General features: G+C 62.3%; 22 protein-coding genes and 1 pseudogene. 14 read left to right on the top strand and 9 right to left on the bottom strand.

Annotated features, from left to right (window positions below; genetic code table 11):
• Positions 1–111 precede the first annotated feature (111 nt).
• The 4 genes from pgeF (at position 112) to NKI70_RS22050 (ending at position 3,915) form a co-directional block, all read left to right on the top strand.
• On the top strand, positions 112–900 hold the full coding sequence (gene pgeF, locus NKI70_RS22065; RefSeq protein WP_352724904.1) for a peptidoglycan editing factor PgeF: 789 nt from the start codon (positions 112–114) through the stop codon (positions 898–900).
• On the top strand, positions 900–2,051 hold the full coding sequence (locus NKI70_RS22060; RefSeq protein WP_352697541.1) for a M24 family metallopeptidase: 1,152 nt from the start codon (positions 900–902) through the stop codon (positions 2,049–2,051). The genes pgeF and NKI70_RS22060 overlap by 1 nt, the downstream gene beginning before the upstream one ends.
• Before the next feature lie 54 nt (positions 2,052–2,105).
• Positions 2,106–2,726 carry a hypothetical protein gene (locus NKI70_RS22055; RefSeq protein ID WP_352697538.1) on the top strand — a complete coding sequence of 207 codons (621 nt, stop codon included), beginning with the start codon at positions 2,106–2,108 and terminating at the stop codon, positions 2,724–2,726.
• A 253-nt stretch (positions 2,727–2,979) separates the two neighbouring features.
• Positions 2,980–3,915: a ribose-phosphate pyrophosphokinase gene (locus tag NKI70_RS22050; protein WP_023678427.1), complete on the top strand. Its 936-nt coding sequence runs from the start codon at positions 2,980–2,982 to the stop codon at positions 3,913–3,915.
• Between the two features lie 97 nt (positions 3,916–4,012).
• On the opposite strand, the gene NKI70_RS22045 is transcribed toward NKI70_RS22050, so the two are convergent.
• Positions 4,013–4,894 (bottom strand): AraC family transcriptional regulator, encoded by an 882-nt coding sequence (locus NKI70_RS22045; RefSeq protein WP_023678428.1) that lies wholly within the window; start codon positions 4,892–4,894, stop codon positions 4,013–4,015.
• A 128-nt stretch (positions 4,895–5,022) separates the two neighbouring features.
• Here NKI70_RS22045 and NKI70_RS22040 point away from each other — a divergent pair, with 128 nt between their 5' ends.
• Both NKI70_RS22040 and NKI70_RS22035 read left to right on the top strand, forming a co-directional pair.
• Positions 5,023–6,267, top strand: coding sequence for an MFS transporter (locus NKI70_RS22040; protein WP_352680840.1), 1,245 nt, complete (start codon positions 5,023–5,025; stop codon positions 6,265–6,267).
• Between the two features lie 205 nt (positions 6,268–6,472).
• Positions 6,473–7,222, top strand: a complete 750-nt coding sequence (locus NKI70_RS22035; protein ID WP_352456918.1) for an SDR family oxidoreductase — start codon at positions 6,473–6,475, stop codon at positions 7,220–7,222.
• A gap of 65 nt (positions 7,223–7,287) precedes the next feature.
• Here NKI70_RS22035 and NKI70_RS22030 read toward each other — a convergent pair.
• Positions 7,288–7,383: pseudogene (locus NKI70_RS22030) on the bottom strand (alpha/beta fold hydrolase); the annotation flags it as partial.
• A gap of 221 nt (positions 7,384–7,604) precedes the next feature.
• Between NKI70_RS22030 and NKI70_RS22025 the strand changes: the two are divergent.
• The 7 genes from NKI70_RS22025 (at position 7,605) to NKI70_RS21995 (ending at position 13,001) form a co-directional block, all read left to right on the top strand.
• The gene (locus tag NKI70_RS22025; RefSeq protein WP_352469743.1) at positions 7,605–8,249 is read left to right on the top strand and encodes a 50S ribosomal protein L25/general stress protein Ctc; all 645 of its coding nucleotides are present in this window, start codon (positions 7,605–7,607) and stop codon (positions 8,247–8,249) included.
• Positions 8,250–8,272: 23 nt separating this feature from the next.
• The gene (gene pth, locus NKI70_RS22020; RefSeq protein ID WP_352568009.1) at positions 8,273–8,998 is read left to right on the top strand and encodes an aminoacyl-tRNA hydrolase; all 726 of its coding nucleotides are present in this window, start codon (positions 8,273–8,275) and stop codon (positions 8,996–8,998) included.
• A gap of 3 nt (positions 8,999–9,001) precedes the next feature.
• Positions 9,002–9,565: a hypothetical protein gene (locus NKI70_RS22015; RefSeq protein ID WP_352568010.1), complete on the top strand. Its 564-nt coding sequence runs from the start codon at positions 9,002–9,004 to the stop codon at positions 9,563–9,565.
• A 77-nt stretch (positions 9,566–9,642) separates the two neighbouring features.
• Positions 9,643–10,746: a redox-regulated ATPase YchF gene (gene ychF, locus NKI70_RS22010; protein WP_352568011.1), complete on the top strand. Its 1,104-nt coding sequence runs from the start codon at positions 9,643–9,645 to the stop codon at positions 10,744–10,746.
• A 217-nt stretch (positions 10,747–10,963) separates the two neighbouring features.
• Complete coding sequence (gene corA, locus NKI70_RS22005) at positions 10,964–11,938, top strand: magnesium/cobalt transporter CorA (RefSeq protein ID WP_352508136.1); 975 nt, start codon at positions 10,964–10,966, stop codon at positions 11,936–11,938.
• A gap of 134 nt (positions 11,939–12,072) precedes the next feature.
• On the top strand, positions 12,073–12,534 hold the full coding sequence (locus tag NKI70_RS22000) for a MaoC family dehydratase (protein ID WP_352575772.1): 462 nt from the start codon (positions 12,073–12,075) through the stop codon (positions 12,532–12,534).
• Entirely contained in the window at positions 12,531–13,001 is a 471-nt protein-coding gene (locus NKI70_RS21995) for a MaoC family dehydratase (RefSeq protein WP_352697534.1), read from the top strand. Before NKI70_RS22000 ends, NKI70_RS21995 begins: the two co-directional genes overlap by 4 nt.
• A 44-nt stretch (positions 13,002–13,045) precedes the next feature.
• Here the strand turns inward: NKI70_RS21995 and NKI70_RS21990 are convergent, their stop codons facing one another.
• The 4 genes from NKI70_RS21990 to petA form a co-directional block, all read right to left on the bottom strand.
• Positions 13,046–13,591 (bottom strand): adenine phosphoribosyltransferase, encoded by a 546-nt coding sequence (locus NKI70_RS21990; protein ID WP_023679476.1) that lies wholly within the window; start codon positions 13,589–13,591, stop codon positions 13,046–13,048.
• Positions 13,592–13,804: 213 nt separating this feature from the next.
• On the bottom strand, positions 13,805–14,677 hold the full coding sequence (locus tag NKI70_RS21985; protein ID WP_352586770.1) for a cytochrome c1: 873 nt from the start codon (positions 14,675–14,677) through the stop codon (positions 13,805–13,807).
• Between the two features lie 88 nt (positions 14,678–14,765).
• Complete coding sequence (locus tag NKI70_RS21980; RefSeq protein ID WP_352586768.1) at positions 14,766–16,067, bottom strand: cytochrome b; 1,302 nt, start codon at positions 16,065–16,067, stop codon at positions 14,766–14,768.
• A gap of 16 nt (positions 16,068–16,083) precedes the next feature.
• Positions 16,084–16,644, bottom strand: coding sequence for a ubiquinol-cytochrome c reductase iron-sulfur subunit (gene petA, locus NKI70_RS21975; RefSeq protein ID WP_023719206.1), 561 nt, complete (start codon positions 16,642–16,644; stop codon positions 16,084–16,086).
• 281 nt (positions 16,645–16,925) lie between these two features.
• Between petA and NKI70_RS21970 the strand changes: the two genes are divergently transcribed.
• Complete coding sequence (locus NKI70_RS21970; protein WP_352586766.1) at positions 16,926–17,282, top strand: cupin domain-containing protein; 357 nt, start codon at positions 16,926–16,928, stop codon at positions 17,280–17,282.
• A gap of 27 nt (positions 17,283–17,309) precedes the next feature.
• Here NKI70_RS21970 and NKI70_RS21965 read toward each other — a convergent pair whose 3' ends face one another.
• The 3 genes from NKI70_RS21965 to NKI70_RS21955 are packed head-to-tail and all read right to left on the bottom strand — an operon-like array spanning position 17,310 to position 21,413.
• Positions 17,310–17,624, bottom strand: coding sequence for a DUF6665 family protein (locus NKI70_RS21965; protein ID WP_352586764.1), 315 nt, complete (start codon positions 17,622–17,624; stop codon positions 17,310–17,312).
• A gap of 22 nt (positions 17,625–17,646) precedes the next feature.
• Positions 17,647–19,527, bottom strand: a complete 1,881-nt coding sequence (locus tag NKI70_RS21960; RefSeq protein ID WP_352568015.1) for an ABC transporter ATP-binding protein — start codon at positions 19,525–19,527, stop codon at positions 17,647–17,649.
• A complete protein-coding gene (locus tag NKI70_RS21955) occupies positions 19,524–21,413 on the bottom strand; it encodes an ABC transporter ATP-binding protein (RefSeq protein ID WP_352724902.1) in 1,890 nt (629 codons plus the stop codon). The genes NKI70_RS21960 and NKI70_RS21955 overlap by 4 nt, the downstream gene beginning before the upstream one ends.
• Positions 21,414–21,437: the final 24 nt, after the last annotated feature.

The raw sequence follows: 21,437 nt of genomic DNA, 5'->3' as shown, positions 1-21,437 counted from the left end.
CGTCTCCGACTAGCGCCCGACATCAACTGCGCCAGCCTTCAACTGACTAGCCTTCAACTGCGCCCCTTCAACTCGCTTGACGAAATCGCCCATACGGACAACAAAGCCGCCATGCTGAATCAGACCAAACCGGATCCCGTTCGGTCGCCCTTGCTGGAAACGGCGCAAGGCATCCGCCACGGCTACTTCACGCGAGTCGGCGGCATTTCCAGCGGCATCTACCGGGGCCTCAACATCGGCACCGGCTCGAACGACGACCAGACGCTGGTGCGCGAGAATCGCCGCCGGGTCGCCGAATGGATGGGCGTGCCTGCAAACCATCTGCTGACCGCTCACCAGGTTCATTCGCCGGACGTCGTCATTGCCAGGGAGCCTTTTGCCGGCGAGCGGCCCAAGGCCGACGCCATTGTCACCGACCGGCCGGGCATTGCCGTCGGTGCCTCGACCGCCGACTGCGGACCGGTCCTCTTCGCCGACGCCGAGGCGCGCATTACCGGCGCCGCCCATGCCGGCTGGAAAGGCGCTTTCACCGGAGTGCTGGAAAACACCATCGCGGCAATGGAAAGCCTCGGCGCCCGGCGCGACCGCATCGTCGCAGTGCTCGGTCCTTCGATCGGCCCACGGAATTACGAAGTCGGACCGGAATTCGTCGCCCGTTTCGTCGACGCCGATGCCGGCAATGCTCGCTATTTCGCGCCCTCCGCAACTGCCGGACACGCGATGTTCGATCTCAACCGCTACACGGTCGACCGGCTGACCAAGGCTGGCATCAACGCCGAAGGACTTGGCCGCTGCACCTATGCCGAGGAAGAGCTTTTCTACTCCTATCGGCGCAGCACGCATCGCAACGAGCCCGACTACGGGCGGCAGGTTTCGGCAATCGTTTTGGAGGCTGACTGATGGCGCTGCATTTCGAACGCTCGGAATTCGACGCGCGGCGCGATCGACTGATGATCGAGATCGCCGAAAAGAAGCTCGACGCCGTCCTGCTGTTTGCCCAGGAAAGCATGTATTGGCTAACCGGCTACGACACCTTCGGCTTCTGCTTTTTCCAGTCCCTGGTGGTCAAGGCCGACGGCTCGATGGTGCTGCTGACGCGTTCGGCCGACTTGCGCCAGGCGCGCCACACCTCGATCATCGACAACATCGTTTTGTGGACGGACCGCAACGGCGCCAATCCGGCGGTAGATCTGCGCAATCTGCTCAACGAGCTTGACCTGCTCGGCGCCCGGATCGGCGTCGAATACGACACCCACGGCCTGACCGCCTATAATGGCCGGCGCCTCGACGAGCAGTTGCAGACCTTCGGGCAGATCGCGGATGCCTCCGGCATTGTCAGCCGGCTACGGCTGTTCAAGAGCCCGGCAGAAATCGCCAAGGCGGAAAAAGCCGCAAATCTGGCCGACGACGCGCTGGACGCAGCACTGCCGCTGATCAAGCAGGGCGGCGATGAGGCGCTGATCCTCGCCGCCATGCAAGGTGCGATCTTTGCCGGCGGCGGCGATTATCCGGCCAACGAGTTCATCATCGGCTCCGGAGTCGACGCCCTGCTTTGCCGCTACAAGGCCGGTCGCCGCAAGCTCACCAAGAACGACCAGCTGACGCTCGAATGGGCCGGTGTCTTCCACCACTACCATGCGGCAATGATGCGCACGGTGTTGACCGGCAAGGTATCGAAACGCCACCAGGAATTGTTCGATGCCGCCCGCGCCGCGCTACTTGCAGTCGAGAAGGCGATGACGCCCGGTAATACGTTCGGCGACGTGTTCGACGCCCATGCCCGCACCCTCGAAGCCCACAATTTGACCAAGCACCGGCTCAATGCCTGCGGCTATTCGCTCGGCGCCCGCTTCACCCCGTCCTGGATGGATATGCCGATGTTCTATCAGGGTAATCCCGAACCGATTGCGCCGAACATGACGCTGTTCGCCCATATGATCATCATGGACTCCGAAACCGAAACCGCGATGACGCTTGGCCGCACCTATCTGACCACCGAATCCCAGCCGAAGCCGCTGTCCCGCCATGATCTCGACTTGATCGTGCAGTGAATCCATAATGGAAAGAGTGTGAGGGGCGTTCGTCGCCAAGGAGTTTTCAGGCTAATGAGACGATCGCATGTGACGACCGTGTCATTGCTCGTGGCGCTGGCACTGGCGGCCTGCACCAATGCGAAGGACGTTCTCGAACCCTCGGCCATTGCCCCGCAATCGACGCAATCGCTCTCCGGAGCCGGAGGTGCCGCAACGCCCCCCGCAACTCCGGCTCAGCCTGCCGGCACCGCGCAAACTGGAGATACGGCGCAGCCTTCCGCTGCAGCAGCCGTGCCGCCCGCCAAAAGCGCGGCTGCCATTGCGCGGACCCGGCTGCAGGTGGCGCCGATCGTCGGCGCCTCGGTAGAAGCCGCGACACCGCTGACCGCCGAGCTTCAGACACGCGCCAGGCAGCGCGGCATCACCTTGGCCGGCAGCACCGACCAGACCCCTACGCATGTGCTCAAGGGCTATTTCTCGACCATGACGGAAGGCAAGGACACTACCGTCATCTATGTCTGGGACATTTATGACCCGGCCGGCAACCGGCTGCATCGCATCAACGGCCAGCAGAAGGCGCCGTCCGTTGGCGGCGGCGAAGGCTGGACGGCGGTCGCGCCGGCGACCATGCAGGCAATTGCCGACCAGACAATCGACCAGTTCGCCACCTGGCTTGGCGGCGGCGCCGGCTGACCTGGAGCGTGATTCCGAAAAGTGGAATCCGGTTTTCGGAAAAGAGCATGCTCAGACTGAAAGTTAGAAGCTATCCCGATTCCGTCGGCATGGAACTGGCTCTATCGCCGCATGCTCAAGCCGTAAGCGTTTATTGAGATTAGCCGGCGGATTCCCATTCACGACGCTTGCAATACCGGCGCGGGCCGCTAAAAGCCCGACTAAGAGGCTGGAGTGCTATCGGAGTCTCTCAATCCTTCGCCAGGAACGGTGCATGAAGCTCTTCGCGGGCAATTCCAACAGGGTGCTGGCCGAATCAGTCGCCCGTTACCTCAACATTCCGCTGGGCAAGGCCAGCGTCAGGCGCTTCGCCGACCAGGAAATCTTCGTCGAGATCCAGGAGAACGTGCGCGGCGAGGACGTCTTCATCCTGCAGTCCACCTCGTTCCCGACTAACGATCATTTAATGGAACTGCTCATCATGATCGACGCCTTCATGCGCTCCTCGGCCAAGCGCATCACTGCAGTTATTCCTTATTTCGGCTATGCCAGGCAGGATCGCCGTGCCTCGGGCCGCACACCGATCTCGGCCAAGCTGGTCGCCAACATGATCACGAGGGCGGGCGTCAACCGGGTGCTGACCCTGGATCTCCATGCCGGCCAGATTCAAGGCTTCTTCGACATCCCGACCGACAATCTGTTTTCCGTGCCGGTCATGGCCCGCGACGTAAAGGCGAAATACAAGCAGCTTGCCAACGTCATGGTGGTGTCGCCGGATGTCGGCGGCGTGGTCCGCGCCCGCGCGCTCGCCAAGCGCATCGACGCCCAGCTTGCCATCGTCGACAAGCGCCGCGAGCGCCCCGGCGAATCGGAAGTCATGAACGTCATCGGTGACGTGCGCGGCAAGGATTGCCTGTTGATCGACGACATCATCGATTCGGGCGGCACGCTGTGCAATGCGGCCGATGCGCTGCTTGCCGACGGCGCCACCAGTGTCACTGCCTATACTACCCATGGCGTTTTGTCCGGCGGCGCCATCGCCCGCATCGGCGCCTCGAAACTGCAGGAACTGGTCATCACCGATTCCATCCAGCCGACCCAGGCAGTGCTGGACGCCGCCAATATCCGCGTCATCTCCATCGCCGAATTGATGGGCGAGGCGATCTCGCGCACGGCGACCGAGGAATCGGTGTCGAGCCTGTTCGATTAATGCGTGTCGCGCAAAGTGCAGCGGTTTTGCGATAACGACATGCATAAAAGCAAGAACCCAAAGCGCGTCGCATGAGGCCGGTCGAACGCGACGCCCTTCAGGGCTGCGACTCAGGCCGAGCCGGACCGCTTATTCGCCGCACACCTTCGCCAGCATCACGGGCGCCCCGCATGTAACCGCGTGGCGAGGCTCCCAGCATGCGCTTGAACATGGTGATGAACGCCGGCACGCTGTCATAGCCGAGATCGAGCGCCACCCTCGTGATCGGCTCGCCGTCGGCCAGCCGTGGCAGCGCCGCGAACAGACAGGCCTGCTGACGCCAGGTCGACAGCGACAATCCGGTCTGGCGGTGGAACGCGCGGGTGAAAGAGCGGCGGCTCATGCCAACGATAGCGGCCCACTCGTCGATCGTCGCATGCGGTGACGGTGCCGAGACGAAGCGCCGGCATAGCGTCGCCAGCCTTGCATCGGACGGGAACGGAAGGCCGAGCGGCCGTTCCGGCAGGTTCGGGATTTCGTGCAGCAGGAGCTTCATGATCAGTCCGCCCCGCCCCTCCAGCTCGGCGCCTTGCGGCAGCTTTTCCGATTCCACGATCAGGCTGTGCATCAGGTCGGTGATGCCGACGACACGCAACCCGTCCGGCAGGCCGGGAATGGCCTCCGGCATCACATAGACGGACCGCATGCTGACGTCGCCCAGCATCTCGACGGAATGTTCGGTGCCGGCGGGGATCCACATCGCGTGGTCCGGAGGCACCATCCAGCGCCCATGCCGCGTCGTCACCAGCACGACACCGACCAGCGCGTGCAGCAACTGGCTGCGGCTATGATGGTGCCGTGGCACATGGTAGCCGTCCGGATATTCGGTCGGCAGCGCCACTGCCGGCCCTACGGCCTGCTCCAGCCATTGCCAGCGACGCTCATGCAACAGCCCGAGATCGGTGTCGCCCGCTCTGAACATTTCCCTGCCATGCGGCATCAGCTATGGCCCACTTGCGAAACTATTGGACCAAACCACGAAAGAAGTCGCGTGACAAGCAACGTATAAGGCTGCGGCCTATAAGACCGCCTGCGGGAGCGCCCGCCAAAAAGACCACGGAGCCTGCCTTGACCGATACCACAGCAACCGCCGACGCCAAGCCGGCAGCGGCCAGCCACATTTCAGCTCAGGCGACGGCCTTCACCGTCATCCTGGCGGTGAGCTTCTGCCATTGCATCAACGACATCATGCAGTCGCTGCTGTCGGCGATCTATCCGCTGCTGAAGGACAATTACGGTCTCGATTTCTGGCAGATCGGCCTTTTGACTTTCACCTTCCAGGTGACGGCATCCTTGCTGCAGCCGGTGATCGGCATGATTACCGACAAGCGGCCGATGCCTTATTCGCTGCCCTACGGCATGGCTTCTTCGCTGATCGGGCTGGTCGTGCTGGCCTATGCCGGACATTACTCGCTGCTCCTCATCGGCGCCTCGCTGATCGGCATCGGCTCGGCGATCTTCCACCCGGAATCCTCGCGCATCGCCCGCTTCGCCTCCGGTGGCCGGTTCGGTCTTGCGCAGTCGCTGTTCCAAGTCGGCGGCAATTTCGGCCAGGCGATGGGGCCGCTGCTGGCAGCCTTCATCGTCGTGCCCTTCGGCCAGACTAGCATTGCCTGGTTCGCCGGGGGCTCGCTGATCGGCATCATCGTGCTTTGGCAGGTCGGCGGCTGGTACAGCCGCCTGCATGCCGCACAGGGCACCCGCAAGGCGGCAGGTTTCGTCTCGCCCTTCCCGCGCCGCAAGGTCCTGGGCGCGCTGGCGGTGCTGACCTTGCTGGTATTGACCAAGAACGCCTACATCGCCAGCCTGTCCAGCTACTACACCTTCTATGCCATCCATAAATTCGGCGTTTCGGTGCAGATGTCGCAGGTCATGCTGTTCCTGTTCCTCGGCGCCTCGGCCCTGGGCATCCTGCTCGGCGGCCCGTTCGGCGACCGCTACGGACAGAAGGCGATGATCTGGTTCTCGATCGTCGGCGTGCTGCCCTTCACGCTGGCCCTGCCCTATGCCAATTTCGAGTGGACGATGGTTCTCACCGTGCTGATCGGCCTGATCCTGTCCTCGGCCTTCTCGAACATCGTCGTCTTCGCCCAGGAACTGGTGCCCGGCCGCGTCGGCATGATCGCCGGCATCTTCTTCGGCTTCGCCTTCGGCATGGGCGGCATCGCCGCCGCCGTGCTTGGCGTCGTCGCCGACATGAAAGGCATCGATTTCGTCTTCCAGGTCTGCTCGTATTTGCCGCTGCTCGGGCTACTGACGGTCCTCCTGCCTAACATGAAGGAAGCGAGGAAGATGGAGGCGGCGGCCAGCTAAAAATCAGTTCATCTTTCGGAATTGATACGAGTGCGCGACAGTTGCCGCGCCCTCGATGATTCTTTCATCATACGCCGGGTGAAAAGCCTGTTAGAGAGGGTCACCCCTGAAGGCAAAATTTTGGTCAGCAACGCCTTCAAGTTGAACATACCGGGCTCAACCCTGATGCTGCGCAGCGCTCCGCGCCAGGAAAGGCAATTCGCTTATGTCCAGACTAAAAGGCAAGGCCGCATTGATTACCGGCGGCACCAGCGGCATCGGCCTGGTGACGGCGCGACGTTTCATCGAGGAAGGTGCGCGCGTCGCTATCACCGGAACAAATGCGAGCCGTCTCGAGGAGGCGCGCACCATCCTCGGCAGTGATGTGCTTGTCATTGCCGCCGACGCCGGAGATGCTGCTGCCCAGAACGACATAGCGCGGCGGATCGAGGAAACCTTCGGCAAGCTCGACGCTCTCTTCCTCAATGCCGGTATCGCCGACCTGCGCCCGCTTGGCGACTGGACCGAGGCCGCGTTTGACAGGAGCATCGACGTCGACCTCAAGGGGCCGTACTTCCTGGTCAAGGCGCTCGTTCCGCTGTTTTCGAACCCGTCGTCGATCATCCTCAGCGGCTCGGTCAACGCGCATATGGGAATGGCTGGAACGCACGTCTATGCGCTGGCCAAGGCCGGCATGATTTCGCTCGCCCGGACGCTCTCGGGCGAACTGATAGAACGCGGTATTCGCGCCAATGTGATCAGCCCGGGTCCGATCGACACTCCGCTCAACGACAAACTTGGGCTGGACCCCGAAGCGGCGAAGGCGCGTGCGAAAGCTGTGGTCGGCCTGGTGCCTGCCCGTCGTTTCGGAACCGCCGAGGAAATTGCCAACGCGGTGGTTTTTCTTGCTTCGGACGAATGCCCGTTCATGGTCGGTGCGGAAATGCTGATCGATGGCGGCTTGAGCATCGCCTGACATCGGCACGACCTGACACGAGATCACCCGCAGATGGCGGGTTTTTTGTTACGTTCTGAAAGGCCTTACGCCCTGAAGAAGGCCAGCATGTCGGTGTTTATAACATCGGCATGGGTGGTCGCCATGCTATGGGGGAAACCCTTGTAGACCTGTCGCCTGCCATGACTTGCACCCTTTCCCGCCTTCGGCTATAGAGCCGCCACCCGCGTAGACACCCTTGGAGGCAACGCGGCGGAAGGCTGCCTTCCCTTGTGATCCCGAACAAAGGTCCGCTTGCTTATGCGGCTGCCGGCTTTCGGATATGCAGGCCCGGCGGCTTTCGACGTTTACGGCCCAGCCACGCTGACCGTGAGCGCTCCAGAACAACGCGAAAGGAAATGCCATGAGCCACGATACTTACGAGCTCAAGGCCGAAGCGCGCGAACAGGTCGGTAAGGGGTCCGCCCGTGCAGTTCGCCGCAACGGTAAAGTGCCTGCAGTGATTTACGGCGACAAGCAGCCTCCCCTGGCGATTGCGCTGACCTACAAGGACATCTACTACAAGATCCATGGCGGCGGGTTTCTGACCACGGTCGCCACGATCGATGTCGACGGCAACAAGATCCAGGTTCTGCCCAAGGATTTTCAGCTCGACCCGGTCAAGGATTTCCCTGTCCATGTCGATTTCCTGCGCATCGGCAAGGATACCGAAGTCAACGTCGATGTGCCCGTGCACTTCATCAATGAAGACAAGTCGCCCGGCATCAAGCGCGGCGGCGTGCTCAACATCGTGCGCCACGAGGTCGAGTTCCACTGCCCAGCCAATGCGATCCCGGATTTCATCACCGTCGATCTCACCGGTACCGATATCGGCGATTCCATCCACATTTCGGCCGTCACCTTGCCGGCCGGCGTCAAGCCGGTGATCTCCGACCGCGACTTCACCATCGCGACCATTGCCGGCTCCTCGGCGATGAAGCCGGAGGCTGCGGAAGAGACGACTGAAGCGGCTGCGCCCGAAGCGGCTCCTGCCGCCGAAGAGAAGTAACCCCTTCCCGCCCGGAGGCGACGATGCTTGTCTTTGCAGGCCTCGGCAATCCGGGCGCGAAATACGCCAACAACCGGCACAATGTCGGCTTCATGGCGGCGGACGCGATCGCCCGCCGCCATTCCTTTTCGCCCTGGTCGAAGAAATTCCAGGGTCTGATCGCCGAAGGCACGCTTGCCGGCGAAAAGGTGATCCTGATCAAGCCGCAGACCTTCATGAACCTGTCCGGCCAGTCGGTCGGCGAAGCCTTGCGCTTCTACAAGCTCGGCCCTTCGGCGCTGACTGTCTTTTATGACGAGATCGACCTTGCCGCCGGCAAGGTGCGGGTCAAGGTCGGTGGCGGTTCCGGCGGCCACAACGGCATCCGCTCGCTCGACCAGCACGTCGGCAAGGATTTTCGCCGTGTGCGCATCGGCGTCGGCCATCCCGGCGTCAAGGAAATGGTGCACGGCCATGTGCTTGGCGATTTCGCCAAGGGCGACCGCGAATGGCTGGACGTGCTGCTCGACGCAATCGCCGATGGTGCCGGATTGCTTGCCAAGGGCGACGACAATTCGTTCATGAACCGCGTGACGCTGGCGCTGCGCGACAAGCTCACGCCGACGGACGACGACGATCGCCCGCCGCCCAAGGCGCCAAAGGCGCAAAGCCACGTCCGCCAGGCGCGGCCGCAGCAGCCGGCGGCCAAGCTGCCCGAAACCGGCCCGATGGCGGCCATGCTGAAGAAGCTTTTTGGCGGCAAGGACTGAGCCATGGATCTGGATGACATTCAGGAATTGGTCCGTCTCATCAGACAGAAGTATGTTGATTATTTCGTCGCCGCTGCCGGCGAACTTGCTCGCAACAGCCAAGGATCGCATGCGACCGAAATCAAGTTTTCGAACGTCGATTCCTTCTATCGAAATTTCATCGCGGTTGATTTCGTCAGTAATGACGGACAGCCAAATCCGCAATTCATCAACAGCGATTCCTATGTGAAATTCTCTCCGGATATTCACGCCGGGATGGGTGGAATGGATGTCCTCATCTCACCTTTCAGGTGGGATGAGGCTCATTTTAAATTCCCTATAAATGAGCTCGACGGCGATCTCTTCGACGAATGGTTTCGCGGCTGGTTCGATATCGATGGCGAGCGTGAAACATCAGAGACCGTCGGAAACGTCATTCACAGTGCGCAATTGCTCGACGGGCAACTGACCATCGATTTCGGAACCGCTGAGGTCGACGCGTTCTGGCATCTTCTACAAATACTGAGCAGGTCCGGCGTTCGTTCGTTGGCGATAGGCACCGATGACATCGCGCAGCGTCTGAATTGAATTGCGCCTTGACGATCATCGGCGCTTTCGCCCATAGCCCTGCTCAAATTTCGATTTCCCGATAGGACCAGACAAAAATGGGTTTCAAATGCGGCATCGTTGGCTTGCCCAATGTCGGCAAGTCGACGCTCTTCAATGCGTTGACCAGGACGGCGGCGGCGCAGGCCGCCAATTATCCGTTCTGCACCATCGAACCGAATACCGGCGAGGTGGCGGTGCCCGACCCGCGCCTGCAGAAGATCGCCGCGATCGGCAAGTCGAAGGAGATCATCCCGACCCGCATCTCGTTCGTCGACATTGCCGGCCTGGTGCGTGGCGCCTCCAAAGGCGAAGGGCTTGGCAACCAATTCCTCGCCAACATCCGTGAGGTCGACGCCATCGTCCATGTGCTGCGCTGCTTCGAGGATGACGACGTCACCCATGTCGAGGGCCGCATCGATCCTGTCGCCGATGCCGAGACCGTCGAGACCGAATTGATGCTTGCCGACCTCGACAGCCTCGAGCGCCGTATCGTGCAGATCCGCAAGCGTGCCGCCGGCAAGGACAAGGAAGCAGCGACCGTACTTCCGATGATGGAAGCGGCGCTTGAACTGTTGCAGGCCGGCAAGCCCGCCCGCATCCTGCTCAACGGCATCTCGGCTGAGGATCTGCGCATCCTGCAGGGGCTGAATCTCTTGACCTCACACCCGGTGCTTTACGTCTGCAACGTCGCGGAAGCCGATGCCGCCACCGGCAACGCGCATACCAGGGCGGTCGAGAAGATGGCCGCCGCGCAAGGTGCCCGCACCGTTGTGATTTCCGCGGCGATCGAGGCCGAGGTCGCCCAGCTCTCGGACGAAGAGGAAATGGAATTCCTGGCAACGCTCGGTCTGGACGAACCCGGCCTGAACAAGGTCATCCGCGCCGGCTACGAGCTGCTCCAGCTCATCACCTACTTTACCGTTGGCCCCAAGGAGACACGCGCCTGGACCGTGCACAAGGGCGCCAAGGCGCCGCAGGCGGCAGGCGTCATCCACACCGATTTCGAGCGCGGCTTCATCCGCGCCCAGACCATCGCCTATGACGACTTCGTCAGGCTGGGCGGCGAAGTGGCGGCCAAGGAGGCCGGCAAGGCGCGCGACGAAGGCAAGGAGTATGTCGTCCAGGACGGCGACATCATGCTGTTCAAGTTCAACACCTGACCCGGCGAGGGAGCCCGATGGTCACCATTGCCGTCGCTCGATGACAAACTTCAAAGCAGGGTGTCGCAGTGCCTCTTGCGCTGCTTGACGGGCCATCGTGCGGGGTCTAAGGGGCCTCTGCACCGGCCTCGCGCCTCGCCTGCCCGTGTCCGTGCGATGTGACTGACGCGCCCCCTCCAAACGAACGCTCTTTGGCAACAGCAAGGGAGACCCGGCGATGATCAAGGCCTTCGTCGTCGACAATGATCGCCTGCGCCTGGTCGACGATCTCTTGCAAAACAGCGACACTGTCGTCTGGGTCGACCTCTTCAACCCGACAAAGGAAGAAGAGACTTCAATCGAGACCTGGCTCGGCGTCGCCGTTCCGACCCGCGAAGAGATGGAAGAGATCGAGATCTCGAGCCGTCTCTACGTCGAGGACGGCGCCTACTTCATGACCGCCATTCTGCCTGCGCAGACCGAGGTGAACGATCCGTTGATGTCGCCGGTTACCTTCGTGCTCGCCGGCAGCAGGCTGATCACCGTGCGGTACCACGAACCGAAGGCGTTCAAGACCTTTCCGCTGCGCGCCGAAAAGGTGGCGACCGGTTGCACCAGCGGTGACACCATCCTGATCGGACTGCTGGAGGCGATCGTCGACCGCCTCGCCGACATTCTGGAGCGCGCCGGCCGCGACGTCGAGGCGATCTCGCGCGACATCTTCGAGGCACGCTCGACCAAGGTTTCCAAGCGCAACCGCGACTTCCAGGAGCTGTTGAAAGGCATTGGCCGCAAGGAGGACCTCGCCTCCTCGATCCGCGACAGCCTGATCTCGCTGCAGCGCCTTGCCGGCTTTCTCGCCCATGCCTCCACGCAAAGCAGGATGAGCAAGGACACCCGCGCTCGCATCAAGACCTTGTCGCGCGACGTGCTGTCGCTCGCCGACCACGCCACGTTCCTGTCGCAGAAGATCAGCTTCCTGCTCGACGCGACGCTCGGCATGATCTCGATCGAGCAGAACGCCATCATCAAGATCTTCTCCGTCGCCGCTGTCATCTTCCTGCCGCCGACGCTTGTCGCTTCGATCTACGGCATGAATTTCGACATCATCCCTGAGCTCAAATGGCACTTTGGCTATCCCTTCGCCATCGGCATGATGGTGCTTTCGGCAATCCTGCCCTTCTGGTATTTCCGCCGCCGCGGCTGGCTATAGGGTCGTCAATACCGCGCTGCGGCTTGGGCGCAGCGGGCTGGCGCAATAGAAATTGCTTGACCAAATGCCACGCTGCCTGCATCCGGGACCCGGACCCGTAGCGATCGTACAATCCTGAACAGGATTTCCAGACCATGACCGCAAAGACCTGGGCTTATGAGGATTTTATCGAGGGCGCTTCGCTCGACCTCGGCACCAAGCTGGTAAGTGCCGCCGAAATCATAGAATTCGCCGGTGAATTCGATGCCCAGCCGATGCATCTCGACGAGGCCGCGGGCCAGGCCAGCATTCTCGGCGGGCTGGCGGCTTCGGGCTGGCACACCTGCGCCATGTTCATGCGCATGCTGTGCGATGCCTTCCTGCTCGACTCGACCTCCCAGGGCGCGCCGGGCGTCGACCAGGTCAAATGGAAACGGCCAGTCCTGGCCGGCGACCTGTTGACCGGCAGCACCACCGTCCTTGCCAAGCGACTGTCCAGATCGAAGCCCCGGCTTGGCCTGGTGACCATGCGCAGCGAGTTGTTCAACCAGCGCGGCGAAGGTGTTTTCGAGCTCGAAAACACCGTCATGTTCCTCACCCGCGAGGGCCGTGCGTGAGCCTCGACGAATTCTTCTGCATCGGTATCACCGTCACGCTCGGTTCACATCGATTCGAACCGGAGGCGATCAAGGCGTTCGCCCGCAAATACGACCCGCAGATATTCCATATCGACGAAGAGGCGGCGAGGAACAGCATATTCGGCGGGCTCTGCGCCTCGGGCTGGCACACCGCCGCCACCTGGATGAAATTGAACCTCGAGGCTGGCATAGAGGCAGAGGTCGCCCGCTGGCCCGGTCCTGGGCCGGTGCCGGAATTCGGCCCCTCGCCCGGCTTCAAGAATCTCAAATGGCCCAAACCTGTCTATGCCGGGGAAACCGTGACTTTCACCCGCACCGCGCTGGCCCATCGCCCCATTGCCTCGCGACCGGGCTGGCGGCTGCTGACGCTCCGCTCAGAGGCCTTCGATTCGACCGGCGACAAGGTCATCGAATTCGAAAGTGCCGTGCTGGTGAAGGTTGGGTGAGCGGAATTCTTCCCTTCTCTCCCTGTGGGAGAAGGAAAGCGCACTCAATGCCCCTCAAACCCGATCAGCGTCCTCACCGGTACGCCGAGCGCCTCTAACCTCTCGCGGCCGCCAAGGTCCGGCAGGTCGATGACGAAGCAGGCGGCGAGGATGTCGGCGCCGATCTGCCGCAATAGCTTGACGGCCGCCTCGGCCGTGCCGCCGGTGGCGATCAAATCGTCGACGAGGATTACCTTCTCGCCTGGAGAAACACCGTCTTTGTGCATCTCCATCTCGTCCAGCCCGTATTCCAGGCTGTAGGCGACGCGCACCGTCTCGTAAGGCAACTTGCCCTTCTTGCGGATCGGCACGAAGCCGGCCGAGAGCTGGTGGGCGATGGCGCCGCCGAGGATGAAGCCGCGCGCCTCGATGCCGGCGATCTTGTCGATCTTGAGGCCGGCATAGGGATGCACCAGCTCGTCGATGGCGCGGCGGAAGGCCCGCGCATTGCCGAGCAGCGTGGTGATGTCGCGAAACAGGACCCCCGGCTTGGGATAATCCGGAATGGTGCGGATCGCGGCAAGCAGCGTCTCTTCGAGCGAGGATTTCATCAAGCGGCTCTCCGGGCCTTTCAGATTCGGCTGAAGACGTGAAGGGAATTGGCCAATCGTAACCCGGTGCAGCTAAGTCCGGCTACCGCCATGTGACGCCTGACGGAAAATTGTCCGGCAAAGGGCGTGCTCAGCGACGGCTGCAATGAATCGAAATGCCTGCAATGAAAAGGGCGCCTTTCGACGCCCTCCCGGTCTCGTGTGTTGCAGGGCTCAGTGCGCTACGCCGGCCCACACCTTGCGCTTGGTCAGGTAGACCAGCGCACCGAACAGCAGCAGGAAGGCCAGCACGCGAAAGCCGGTCTTCTTGCGATCCTCGAGGTGTGGCTCGGCCGCCCACATCAGGAAGGCCGACACGTCGCGCGAATACTGGTCGACCGTCTGCGGCGCGCCGTCATCATAGGTTACCTGGCCGTCAGAGAGCGGCTTCGGCATCTTCAGCGACACGCCGGACAGGAAGTACGGATTGTAATGCGTGCCTTCCGGTATGACCATGCCCGCCGGCGGCTGCTGGTCGTAGCCGGTCAGCAGCGAGTGGATGTAGTCGGGACCGCCCTGGGCATATTGCGTGAAGATGTCGAAGACGAAGCGCGGGAAGCCGCGTTCGACGCCGCGCGCCTTGGCCAGCAGCGACATGTCGGGCGGTGCTGCGCCGCCATTGGCCGCCGCCGCCGCTTCCGCATTGGGGAACGGCGCCGGGAAATGGTCGGACGGCTTGCCGGGGCGATCGAACATGTCGCCGGCATCGTTCGGGCCGTCGTGGATCGTGTATTCGGCCGCCAGCGTCTTGATCTGCGCATCCGAATAGCCAAGGCCTTCCAGCGTGCGGAACGCCACCAAATTCATCGAATGACAGGCTGAGCAGACTTCCTTGTAGACCTTCAGCCCGCGCTGCAGCTGGGCCTTGTCGTAGGTGCCGAACGGCCCGGCGAAGCTCCAGTCCATTTCCTTTGGTTCGTGTATCGGGAAATGCGTCGGCGCCGCCTCGTTGTGCGCCTCTTCCTGGGCGCGCGCTCCAGTGCCTGTGGCCCCAATGCCAGCGGCCACAAGGCCAAGCAGCGCCAGCGAGGTGAGAATCTTCTTCATGCAAATCCCCTTGAGATTCTCTGACGCGCTGTCATCGTCTCGAGCATGATCTTGTCCGAAAACCGGTTTCCACTTTTCGGGATCATGCTCAGCCTTTGGTTTCCGGCGCGGCCGTGGCGCCGGCAGGATGTCCACCGCCACCCTTGTTCTTCCCGAGCACCGCCTCGGTAATCGAATTCGGCAGCCGCCGCGGCGTCTCGATCAGCCCAAGTACCGGCAGCGCTACCAGGAAGAAGGCGAAGTAGAACAGCGTCGCCATCTGCGCCATGAACACATAGCTGCCCTCGGCCGGCTGCGAGCCCAGCCAGCCGAGCAGGATGGCGTCGGCCACGAACAGCCAGAAGAACAGCTTGTACCAGGGCCGGTAGACTGCCGAGCGCACCTTCGAGGTGTCGAGCCACGGCACCAGGAACAGCATGACAATCGCGCCGAACATGCAGAGCACGCCGCCGAGCTTGGAGTTGATGGGCCCGATATTGAAGGTGATAGCGCGCAGGATCGCGTAGAACGGCAGGAAGTACCATTCCGGCACAATGTGGGCCGGCGTCTTCAGGGGGTTGGCAACGGTGTAATTGTCCGGATGGCCGAGATAGTTCGGCAGATAAAAGACGAAATAGGCGAAGACGAACAGGAACACGATCATGCCGAACCCATCCTTGATGGTCGCGTAAGGCGTGAAGGCGAGCGTGTCGGTCTTCGATTTGACCTCGATGCCGGTCGGATTGTTCTGGCCGACGACGTGAAGCGCCCAGATGTGCAGCACGACGACGCCGGCGATCATGAACGGCAGCAGGTAATGCAGCGCAAAGAAGCGGTTCAGCGTCGGATTGTCGACCGCGAAGCCGCCGAGCAAAAGTTGCTGGATCCAGTCGCCGACCAGCGGGATCGCCGTGAAGAAGCCGGTGATGACGGTGGCGCCCCAGAAGCTCATCTGGCCCCAGGGCAGCACATAGCCCATGAACCCGGTCGCCATCATCAAGAGGTAGATGATGCAGCCGAGGATCCACAGCAGCTCGCGCGGCGCCTTGTAGGAGCCGTAGTAGAGGCCACGGAAAATATGGATGTAGACGGCGACGAAGAAGAACGACGCGCCGTTCGAATGCAGGTAGCGCAGCAGCCAGCCCGAATTGACGTCGCGCATGATCTTCTCGACCGAATCGAAGGCGAGAGTGCTGTCGGCCGCGTAGTGCATGGCCAGCACGATACCGGTCAGGATCTGCGCCGCCAGCATGAGCGCGAGAATGCCGCCGAAGGTCCAGGCGTAATTCAAATTGCGCGGCACCGGATAGGCGATGAAGCTGTCATAGACCAGCCGCGGCAGCGGCATGCGCGAATCGAACCAGCGTCCGATGCCGGTCTTGGGCGTATAGGTCGAGTGTCCCTCGCTCATGGAAATATCCCTTGCCTCAGCCGATACGGATCTTGGTGTCGGAAATGAACTGGAACACCGGCACCGCCATGTTCTCGGGCGCCGGCCCCTTCCGGATGCGGCCGGCGGTATCGTATACGGAACCGTGGCACGGGCAGAACCAGCCGCCGAAATCGCCTTCCTGGCCGAGCGGGATGCAGCCGAGATGGGTGCAGACCTGGACCATCACCATCCAGGCTTCCTTGCCCGGCGTGGTGCGGTTGGCGTCGGTTGCCGGGGCGTCGGCCGGCAAATTGGCGTTGCGGGCGATTGGATCCTTGAGCTCGGCGAGATTGACCGCCTCGCCGTCCTTCATCTCTTGCTCGGTGCGGTTGCGCACGACCACCGGCTTGCCCCGCCACTTCACAACGAGCGACATTCCTGGCGTCAGCGAAGATACGTCGACCTCAACCGAGGCAAGGGCCAGCGTCGAGGCATCCGGACGCATCTGATCGATGAACGGCCAAGCGACAGCGCCCGCGCCGACCACCGCCGCCATGCCAGTGGCGACGTAGAGAAAATCACGACGGTTGGGATCCTGGGTGTCGGTTGCGCTCACGGGTGCCTGATCCTTTCGCCTTTTCCGTGCCGGCGGCCGAGCCTTGTTCCCCGCTCAATCGCGCCGGCCCGACTGCGCATGGCGAACAGGCTAGCGAATTCCTCCGGCATTTGGGACTTGGGTTTATGCGTGAAGCCTGTTTTTGTCCAGACGGGTGAAGGCACAAGGGCAGATTGTCGCGGGGGCGTAATTCGCACGGCGGAACGATTGGAAAACAGCAGCAAAACCAACTGGCTGCGTTCGCCTCGACAGCTGGCGCTGGCCCGGTTTATCCTCGGACTATGGCGCATGTCATAGATCGCGACAAATGGGCCGAAGCGCCCGACCGCTGGCCCGACCACTGGCAGGGCGGGCTGCAAGGCGGAGCTTACGGCTCCCGCAGCTGCCTGATCTTCAACTACCTGCCCGAGATCGGCGGCGGCCCCAGGCTGCACAGCCATCCCTATTGCGAGATTTTTATCATCCGGACCGGGACCGGTCTGTTCACCGTCGGCGACCGGCAGATCGAGGCCACAGCCGGCCAGATCCTGGTCGTACCGCCGAACACGCCGCACAAATTCACCAATCTCGGACCAGGCCCGCTGGAAACCACCGACATACACGAGAACGGCAGCTTCATCACCGAGTGGCTGGAATAGCGCCTCCCAAACCGATTTCGGTTCGGATCATGCGCTGGCGCCGAGCCTGGCCAGCACGGCCTTGGGAATATTGTATTCCCGGATCACCGCGTCGTGCTTGCGCAGGCCGCAGAGTTCGCGCTGGATGAAATAGCTGTGCACCGCTTCGGCTGCATCCCTGAGCAGCCGGGCTCGATCGTCGCTGTCGCCATTCTCGCGCAGCCTCGTCAATGTTTCCTCGACGCGCCGGCCGGCGCGGCCGAGCGCGGCCGCCTTCTCGCCGAGGATTTCATGGCCAAGCAGGTCCAACGCGCTCTCCTGCGCGCCGGACCGTCCGAAATTCGATGGCATTCTCACCGCCATGGTCTACTCCGGTTTTTAGAAACTACTCCGCCGGCCGGGTCTCGGCCAGCGCGCTCTCCTCGTTGAACAGGAAGCCGCCGGACTGCCGCTTCCACAGCCTGGCATAGAGCCCGTCGAGCCCGACCAGCTCGTCATGCGTGCCTTGCTCGACGATGCGGCCCTCGTCGAGCACCACCAGCCGGTCGAGTGCCGCAATGGTCGACAGCCGATGCGCGATGGCGATGACCGTCTTGCCTTCCATCAGCCTTGCCAGATTTTCCTGGATCGCCGCCTCGATGTCGGAATCGAGCGCCGAGGTCGCCTCATCGAGCACCAGGATCGGTGCATCCTTGAGGAAGACGCGGGCGATCGCCACGCGCTGGCGCTGGCCGCCGGAGAGCTTGACGCCGCGCTCGCCGACATAGGCCTCGTAGCCGATACGATCGCGATTGTCGCGCAGACCGAGGATGAACTCGTGCGCCTCGGCCTTCTTCGCTGCCGCGACCACCTCGGCGTCGGTCGCTTCCGGCATGCCGAGCTTGATGTTGTCGCGCAGCGAGCGGTGGAAAAGTGCCGTATCCTGGCTGACGACGCCGATATTGGCGCGCAGCGAATTCTGCGTGACCCTGGAGACGTCCTGCCCGTCAATGGTGATCTTGCCGCTCTCGAGGTCGTAGAGGCGCAGGATCAGATTGACCAAGGTCGTCTTGCCGGCGCCGGACGGGCCGACCAGGCCGACCTTTTCGCCCGGCCGCACGACGAGGTCGATGCCGTCGAGCACGCCGGACCCCTTGCCGTAGTGGAACTCGACATTGCTGACGTCGATACGCCCGCCGCCGACGACAATCTCTTTCGCGTCCGGCGCATCAATCAGGCCGAGCGGCTGTGAGATCAGCGCCTTGGAGTTTTCCAGCACGCCGAGGTTCCGCAAGATGCCGTTGAGCTGCATCATCAGCCGGCCGAGCAGCATGTTCAGCCGCAGCACCAAAGACAGCGTGAAAGCCACGGCGCCGACTGTGATCGAACCCTCGACCCAGAGATAAACGGCAAAGCAGGCGATCGCCGTGATCATAATGCCCGACAGCATCGTCAGTGCCATGCGCACGCCGGTCAGCCTGCGGGTGAACGGGCGCAGCGCGTCGAGATAGATGTCGAAGCCGTTCCTGATGTAGCGGTCGTCGCCATCGGCCGAGAACAGTTTCAGCGTCTGGACGTTCGAATAGGAATCGACAAGGCGGCCGGTGATCATCGAGCCGGCTTCGGCGGTGGCTTCGGCATGCTTGCGGATCGCCGGCAAATAGCGCCTGGCCAGCAAGCCGAAGGCGGTAATCCAGATCACCACCAGCACCGCCAGCCGGAGATCGAGCCCGGCGACCAGCGCCAGCGTCGTCACCGTATAGACGACCATGAACCAGACGACCTCGATGAAGCTTTCCATCAGATCGCCGGTCGCCTGTCCCGCCTGCCAGACCTTGGTCGCGATACGTCCGGCAAAGTCGTTCTGGAAGAAGGCGTAGGATTGGCGCGAGACATGGCGATGCGCCTGCCAGCGCACCAGATTATAGAAACCCGGCGTGATCGTCTGCTCGTCGACCAGCGCCGACAGGCCGACGACGATGGTGCGGATGACCAGCACCACCGCGATCATGAAGACAAGTTCCGGGCCGGCGGCAGTCCACAACGCGTGCCAGCTGCGTTCGCCGGGAAGCTGGTCGAGGATGTCGACCAGCCGCCCGACGAAATAGAACAGTCCGGCTTCGACTAACGGCGCGATGCCGCCGATCAGCAGCATGGCGAAGAAGGCGATCTTCGCCTGCCCGACATAATGCCAGAGGAAACCCCTGACGCCGGCAGGTGGCCGAAGGTCCGCAGGCTCCCGGAATGGATAGACCCAGTTCTCGAACCAGCGGTAGATGGCAGTCATTCGGCGGCTTCACCCTTGACGAGTGCATCGTTGGCGGCTGCATCGTTGGCAGAGGGGCCGTCGTCGAGCAGGAAGCCGCCCGACTGGCGCTGCCAGAGCTGGGCGTAGAGCCCGCCGCTGGCAATCAGTTCCTCATGCGAACCTTCCTCGATGACGCGGCCCTTGTCCATGACGACGAGCCGGTCCATGGCGGCGATCGTCGACAGCCGGTGCGCAATGGCGATGACGGTCTTGCCTTGCATCAGTCTGTAGAGGTTCTCCTGGATGGCCGCCTCGGCCTCGGAATCTAGGGCGGAGGTCGCTTCGTCGAGGATAAGGATTGGTGCGTCCTTCAGCATAACACGGGCTATGGCGATGCGTTGCCGCTGGCCGCCGGACAATTTGACGCCGCGATCACCGACATGCGCGTCGAAACCCTTTCGACCGTTAGAATCCGACAATCCGGCGATGAAATCCAGCGCCTCGGCGCGCCGCGCCGCCTCGATCAGCATCTGGTCACTGGCGTCCGGCCGGCCATAGAGGATATTCTCGCGCACCGAGCGATGCAGCAGCGAGGTGTCCTGCGTGACCATGCCGATCTGGGCGCGCAGCGAGTCCTGCGTCACCGCCGCAATGTCCTGGCCGTCGATCAGGACCTTGCCGCTTTCGAGGTCATAGAAGCGCAACAGAAGATTGACCAGCGTCGACTTGCCGGCACCCGAACGGCCGACGATGCCGACCTTCTCGCCCGGCTTCACCGTCAGCGACAGGCTTTCGATCACGCCCTTCTGCTTGCCATAATGGAAGCGGATGTCCTCAAAACGGATCTCGCCCTTGGTCACGGCAATATCCTTGGCGCCAGGCCGGTCTTCGACGAGGCGCGGCAGCGAGATCGAGGCGATGCCGTCCTGCACCGTGCCGATATTCTCGAACAGCGTGGACATCTCCCACATGATCCATTGCGACATGCCCCAGAGCCGAAGCACGAGGCCGATGACCAGGGCGACGGCGCCGATCGTCACGGCTTGGCCGAGCCACAGCCATAGCGAGATTGCGGTGACCGAAAACAACAGCAGCGAATTCAGGACGTAGAGCAGGCCGTAGAGCTGTGTCACCAGCCGCATCGACCGGTAGACTGTATCGAGAAAGCCGGCCATACCGTCCTTGGCGAAGGATGCCTCGCGCCGCGCATGCGAGAACAGCTTGACCGTCTGGATGTTGGAGTAGCTGTCGACGACACGGCCGGTCATGGTTGAGCGCGCATTGGCCTGCTCCTCGCCGACCTTGCCCAGCCGCGGGATGAAATAGCGCAACAGCAGGACATATCCGGCAAGCCAGACGGCAAGCGGCGCAGCCAGCCGCCAGTCTGCCGAGCCGACAATGAACAGCATGCCGAGAAAATAGACGACGATATAGTTGTGCACATCGATGAGCTTGATGACGCACTCGCGCACCGCGAGCGCGGTCTGCATCAGCTTGGTCGCGATGCGCCCGGCAAACTCGTCCTGATAGAAGCTCATTGACTGCTTGAGCAGATAGCGATGCACCTGCCAGCGGATACGCATCGGATAATTACCCATCAGCGTCTGCTGGTTGAGCAGCGAATGGAACCAGACCGTCGCCGGCAGCGCGAAAATCACGATGAAGGCCATGCCGACCAGCTTCAAGCCTTCGGTCTGCAGGAACGTCTCGCGATTCTGTCCGGACAGCCAGTCGACGATCCGGCCCATGAAGCCGAACATCCACACCTCGGCAAGGGCGATGGCCGTCACCAGTACCGCATCGAGAGCGATGTAGGGCCACGCGCCGCGCGTATAATGCACGCAGAAGGCGATCAGTGTCCGCGGCGGCTCGACCGGCTCCTTGGCAGGGAACGGATCGAGCCTTTTTTCAAACCAGCTAAACATAGAGATGCTCACAATACTGTTTCC

It is taken from the genome of Mesorhizobium sp. M0500 (genome assembly GCF_040321165.1).
Lineage (GTDB): Bacteria > Pseudomonadota > Alphaproteobacteria > Rhizobiales > Rhizobiaceae > Mesorhizobium.
This window is presented reverse-complemented; position numbering and strand designations above follow the sequence as displayed.

Bases quoted from the DNA above. Each gene is read 5' to 3' on its own strand.
- pgeF (WP_352724904.1), top strand. From the start codon at position 112: ATGCTGAATCAGACCAAACCGGATCCCGTTCGGTCGCCCTTGCTGGAA.
- NKI70_RS22060 (WP_352697541.1), top strand. From the start codon at position 900: ATGGCGCTGCATTTCGAACGCTCGGAATTCGACGCGCGGCGCGATCGA.
- NKI70_RS22055 (WP_352697538.1), top strand. From the start codon at position 2,106: ATGAGACGATCGCATGTGACGACCGTGTCATTGCTCGTGGCGCTGGCA.
- NKI70_RS22050 (WP_023678427.1), top strand. From the start codon at position 2,980: ATGAAGCTCTTCGCGGGCAATTCCAACAGGGTGCTGGCCGAATCAGTC.
- NKI70_RS22045 (WP_023678428.1), bottom strand. From the start codon at position 4,894: ATGCCGCATGGCAGGGAAATGTTCAGAGCGGGCGACACCGATCTCGGG.
- NKI70_RS22035 (WP_352456918.1), top strand. From the start codon at position 6,473: ATGTCCAGACTAAAAGGCAAGGCCGCATTGATTACCGGCGGCACCAGC.
- NKI70_RS22025 (WP_352469743.1), top strand. From the start codon at position 7,605: ATGAGCCACGATACTTACGAGCTCAAGGCCGAAGCGCGCGAACAGGTC.
- pth (WP_352568009.1), top strand. From the start codon at position 8,273: ATGCTTGTCTTTGCAGGCCTCGGCAATCCGGGCGCGAAATACGCCAAC.
- NKI70_RS22015 (WP_352568010.1), top strand. From the start codon at position 9,002: ATGGATCTGGATGACATTCAGGAATTGGTCCGTCTCATCAGACAGAAG.
- ychF (WP_352568011.1), top strand. From the start codon at position 9,643: ATGGGTTTCAAATGCGGCATCGTTGGCTTGCCCAATGTCGGCAAGTCG.
- corA (WP_352508136.1), top strand. From the start codon at position 10,964: ATGATCAAGGCCTTCGTCGTCGACAATGATCGCCTGCGCCTGGTCGAC.
- NKI70_RS22000 (WP_352575772.1), top strand. From the start codon at position 12,073: ATGACCGCAAAGACCTGGGCTTATGAGGATTTTATCGAGGGCGCTTCG.
- NKI70_RS21990 (WP_023679476.1), bottom strand. From the start codon at position 13,591: ATGAAATCCTCGCTCGAAGAGACGCTGCTTGCCGCGATCCGCACCATT.
- NKI70_RS21985 (WP_352586770.1), bottom strand. From the start codon at position 14,677: ATGAAGAAGATTCTCACCTCGCTGGCGCTGCTTGGCCTTGTGGCCGCT.
- NKI70_RS21980 (WP_352586768.1), bottom strand. From the start codon at position 16,067: ATGAGCGAGGGACACTCGACCTATACGCCCAAGACCGGCATCGGACGC.
- NKI70_RS21970 (WP_352586766.1), top strand. From the start codon at position 16,926: ATGGCGCATGTCATAGATCGCGACAAATGGGCCGAAGCGCCCGACCGC.
- NKI70_RS21965 (WP_352586764.1), bottom strand. From the start codon at position 17,624: ATGGCGGTGAGAATGCCATCGAATTTCGGACGGTCCGGCGCGCAGGAG.
- NKI70_RS21960 (WP_352568015.1), bottom strand. From the start codon at position 19,527: ATGACTGCCATCTACCGCTGGTTCGAGAACTGGGTCTATCCATTCCGG.
- NKI70_RS21955 (WP_352724902.1), bottom strand. From the start codon at position 21,413: ATGTTTAGCTGGTTTGAAAAAAGGCTCGATCCGTTCCCTGCCAAGGAG.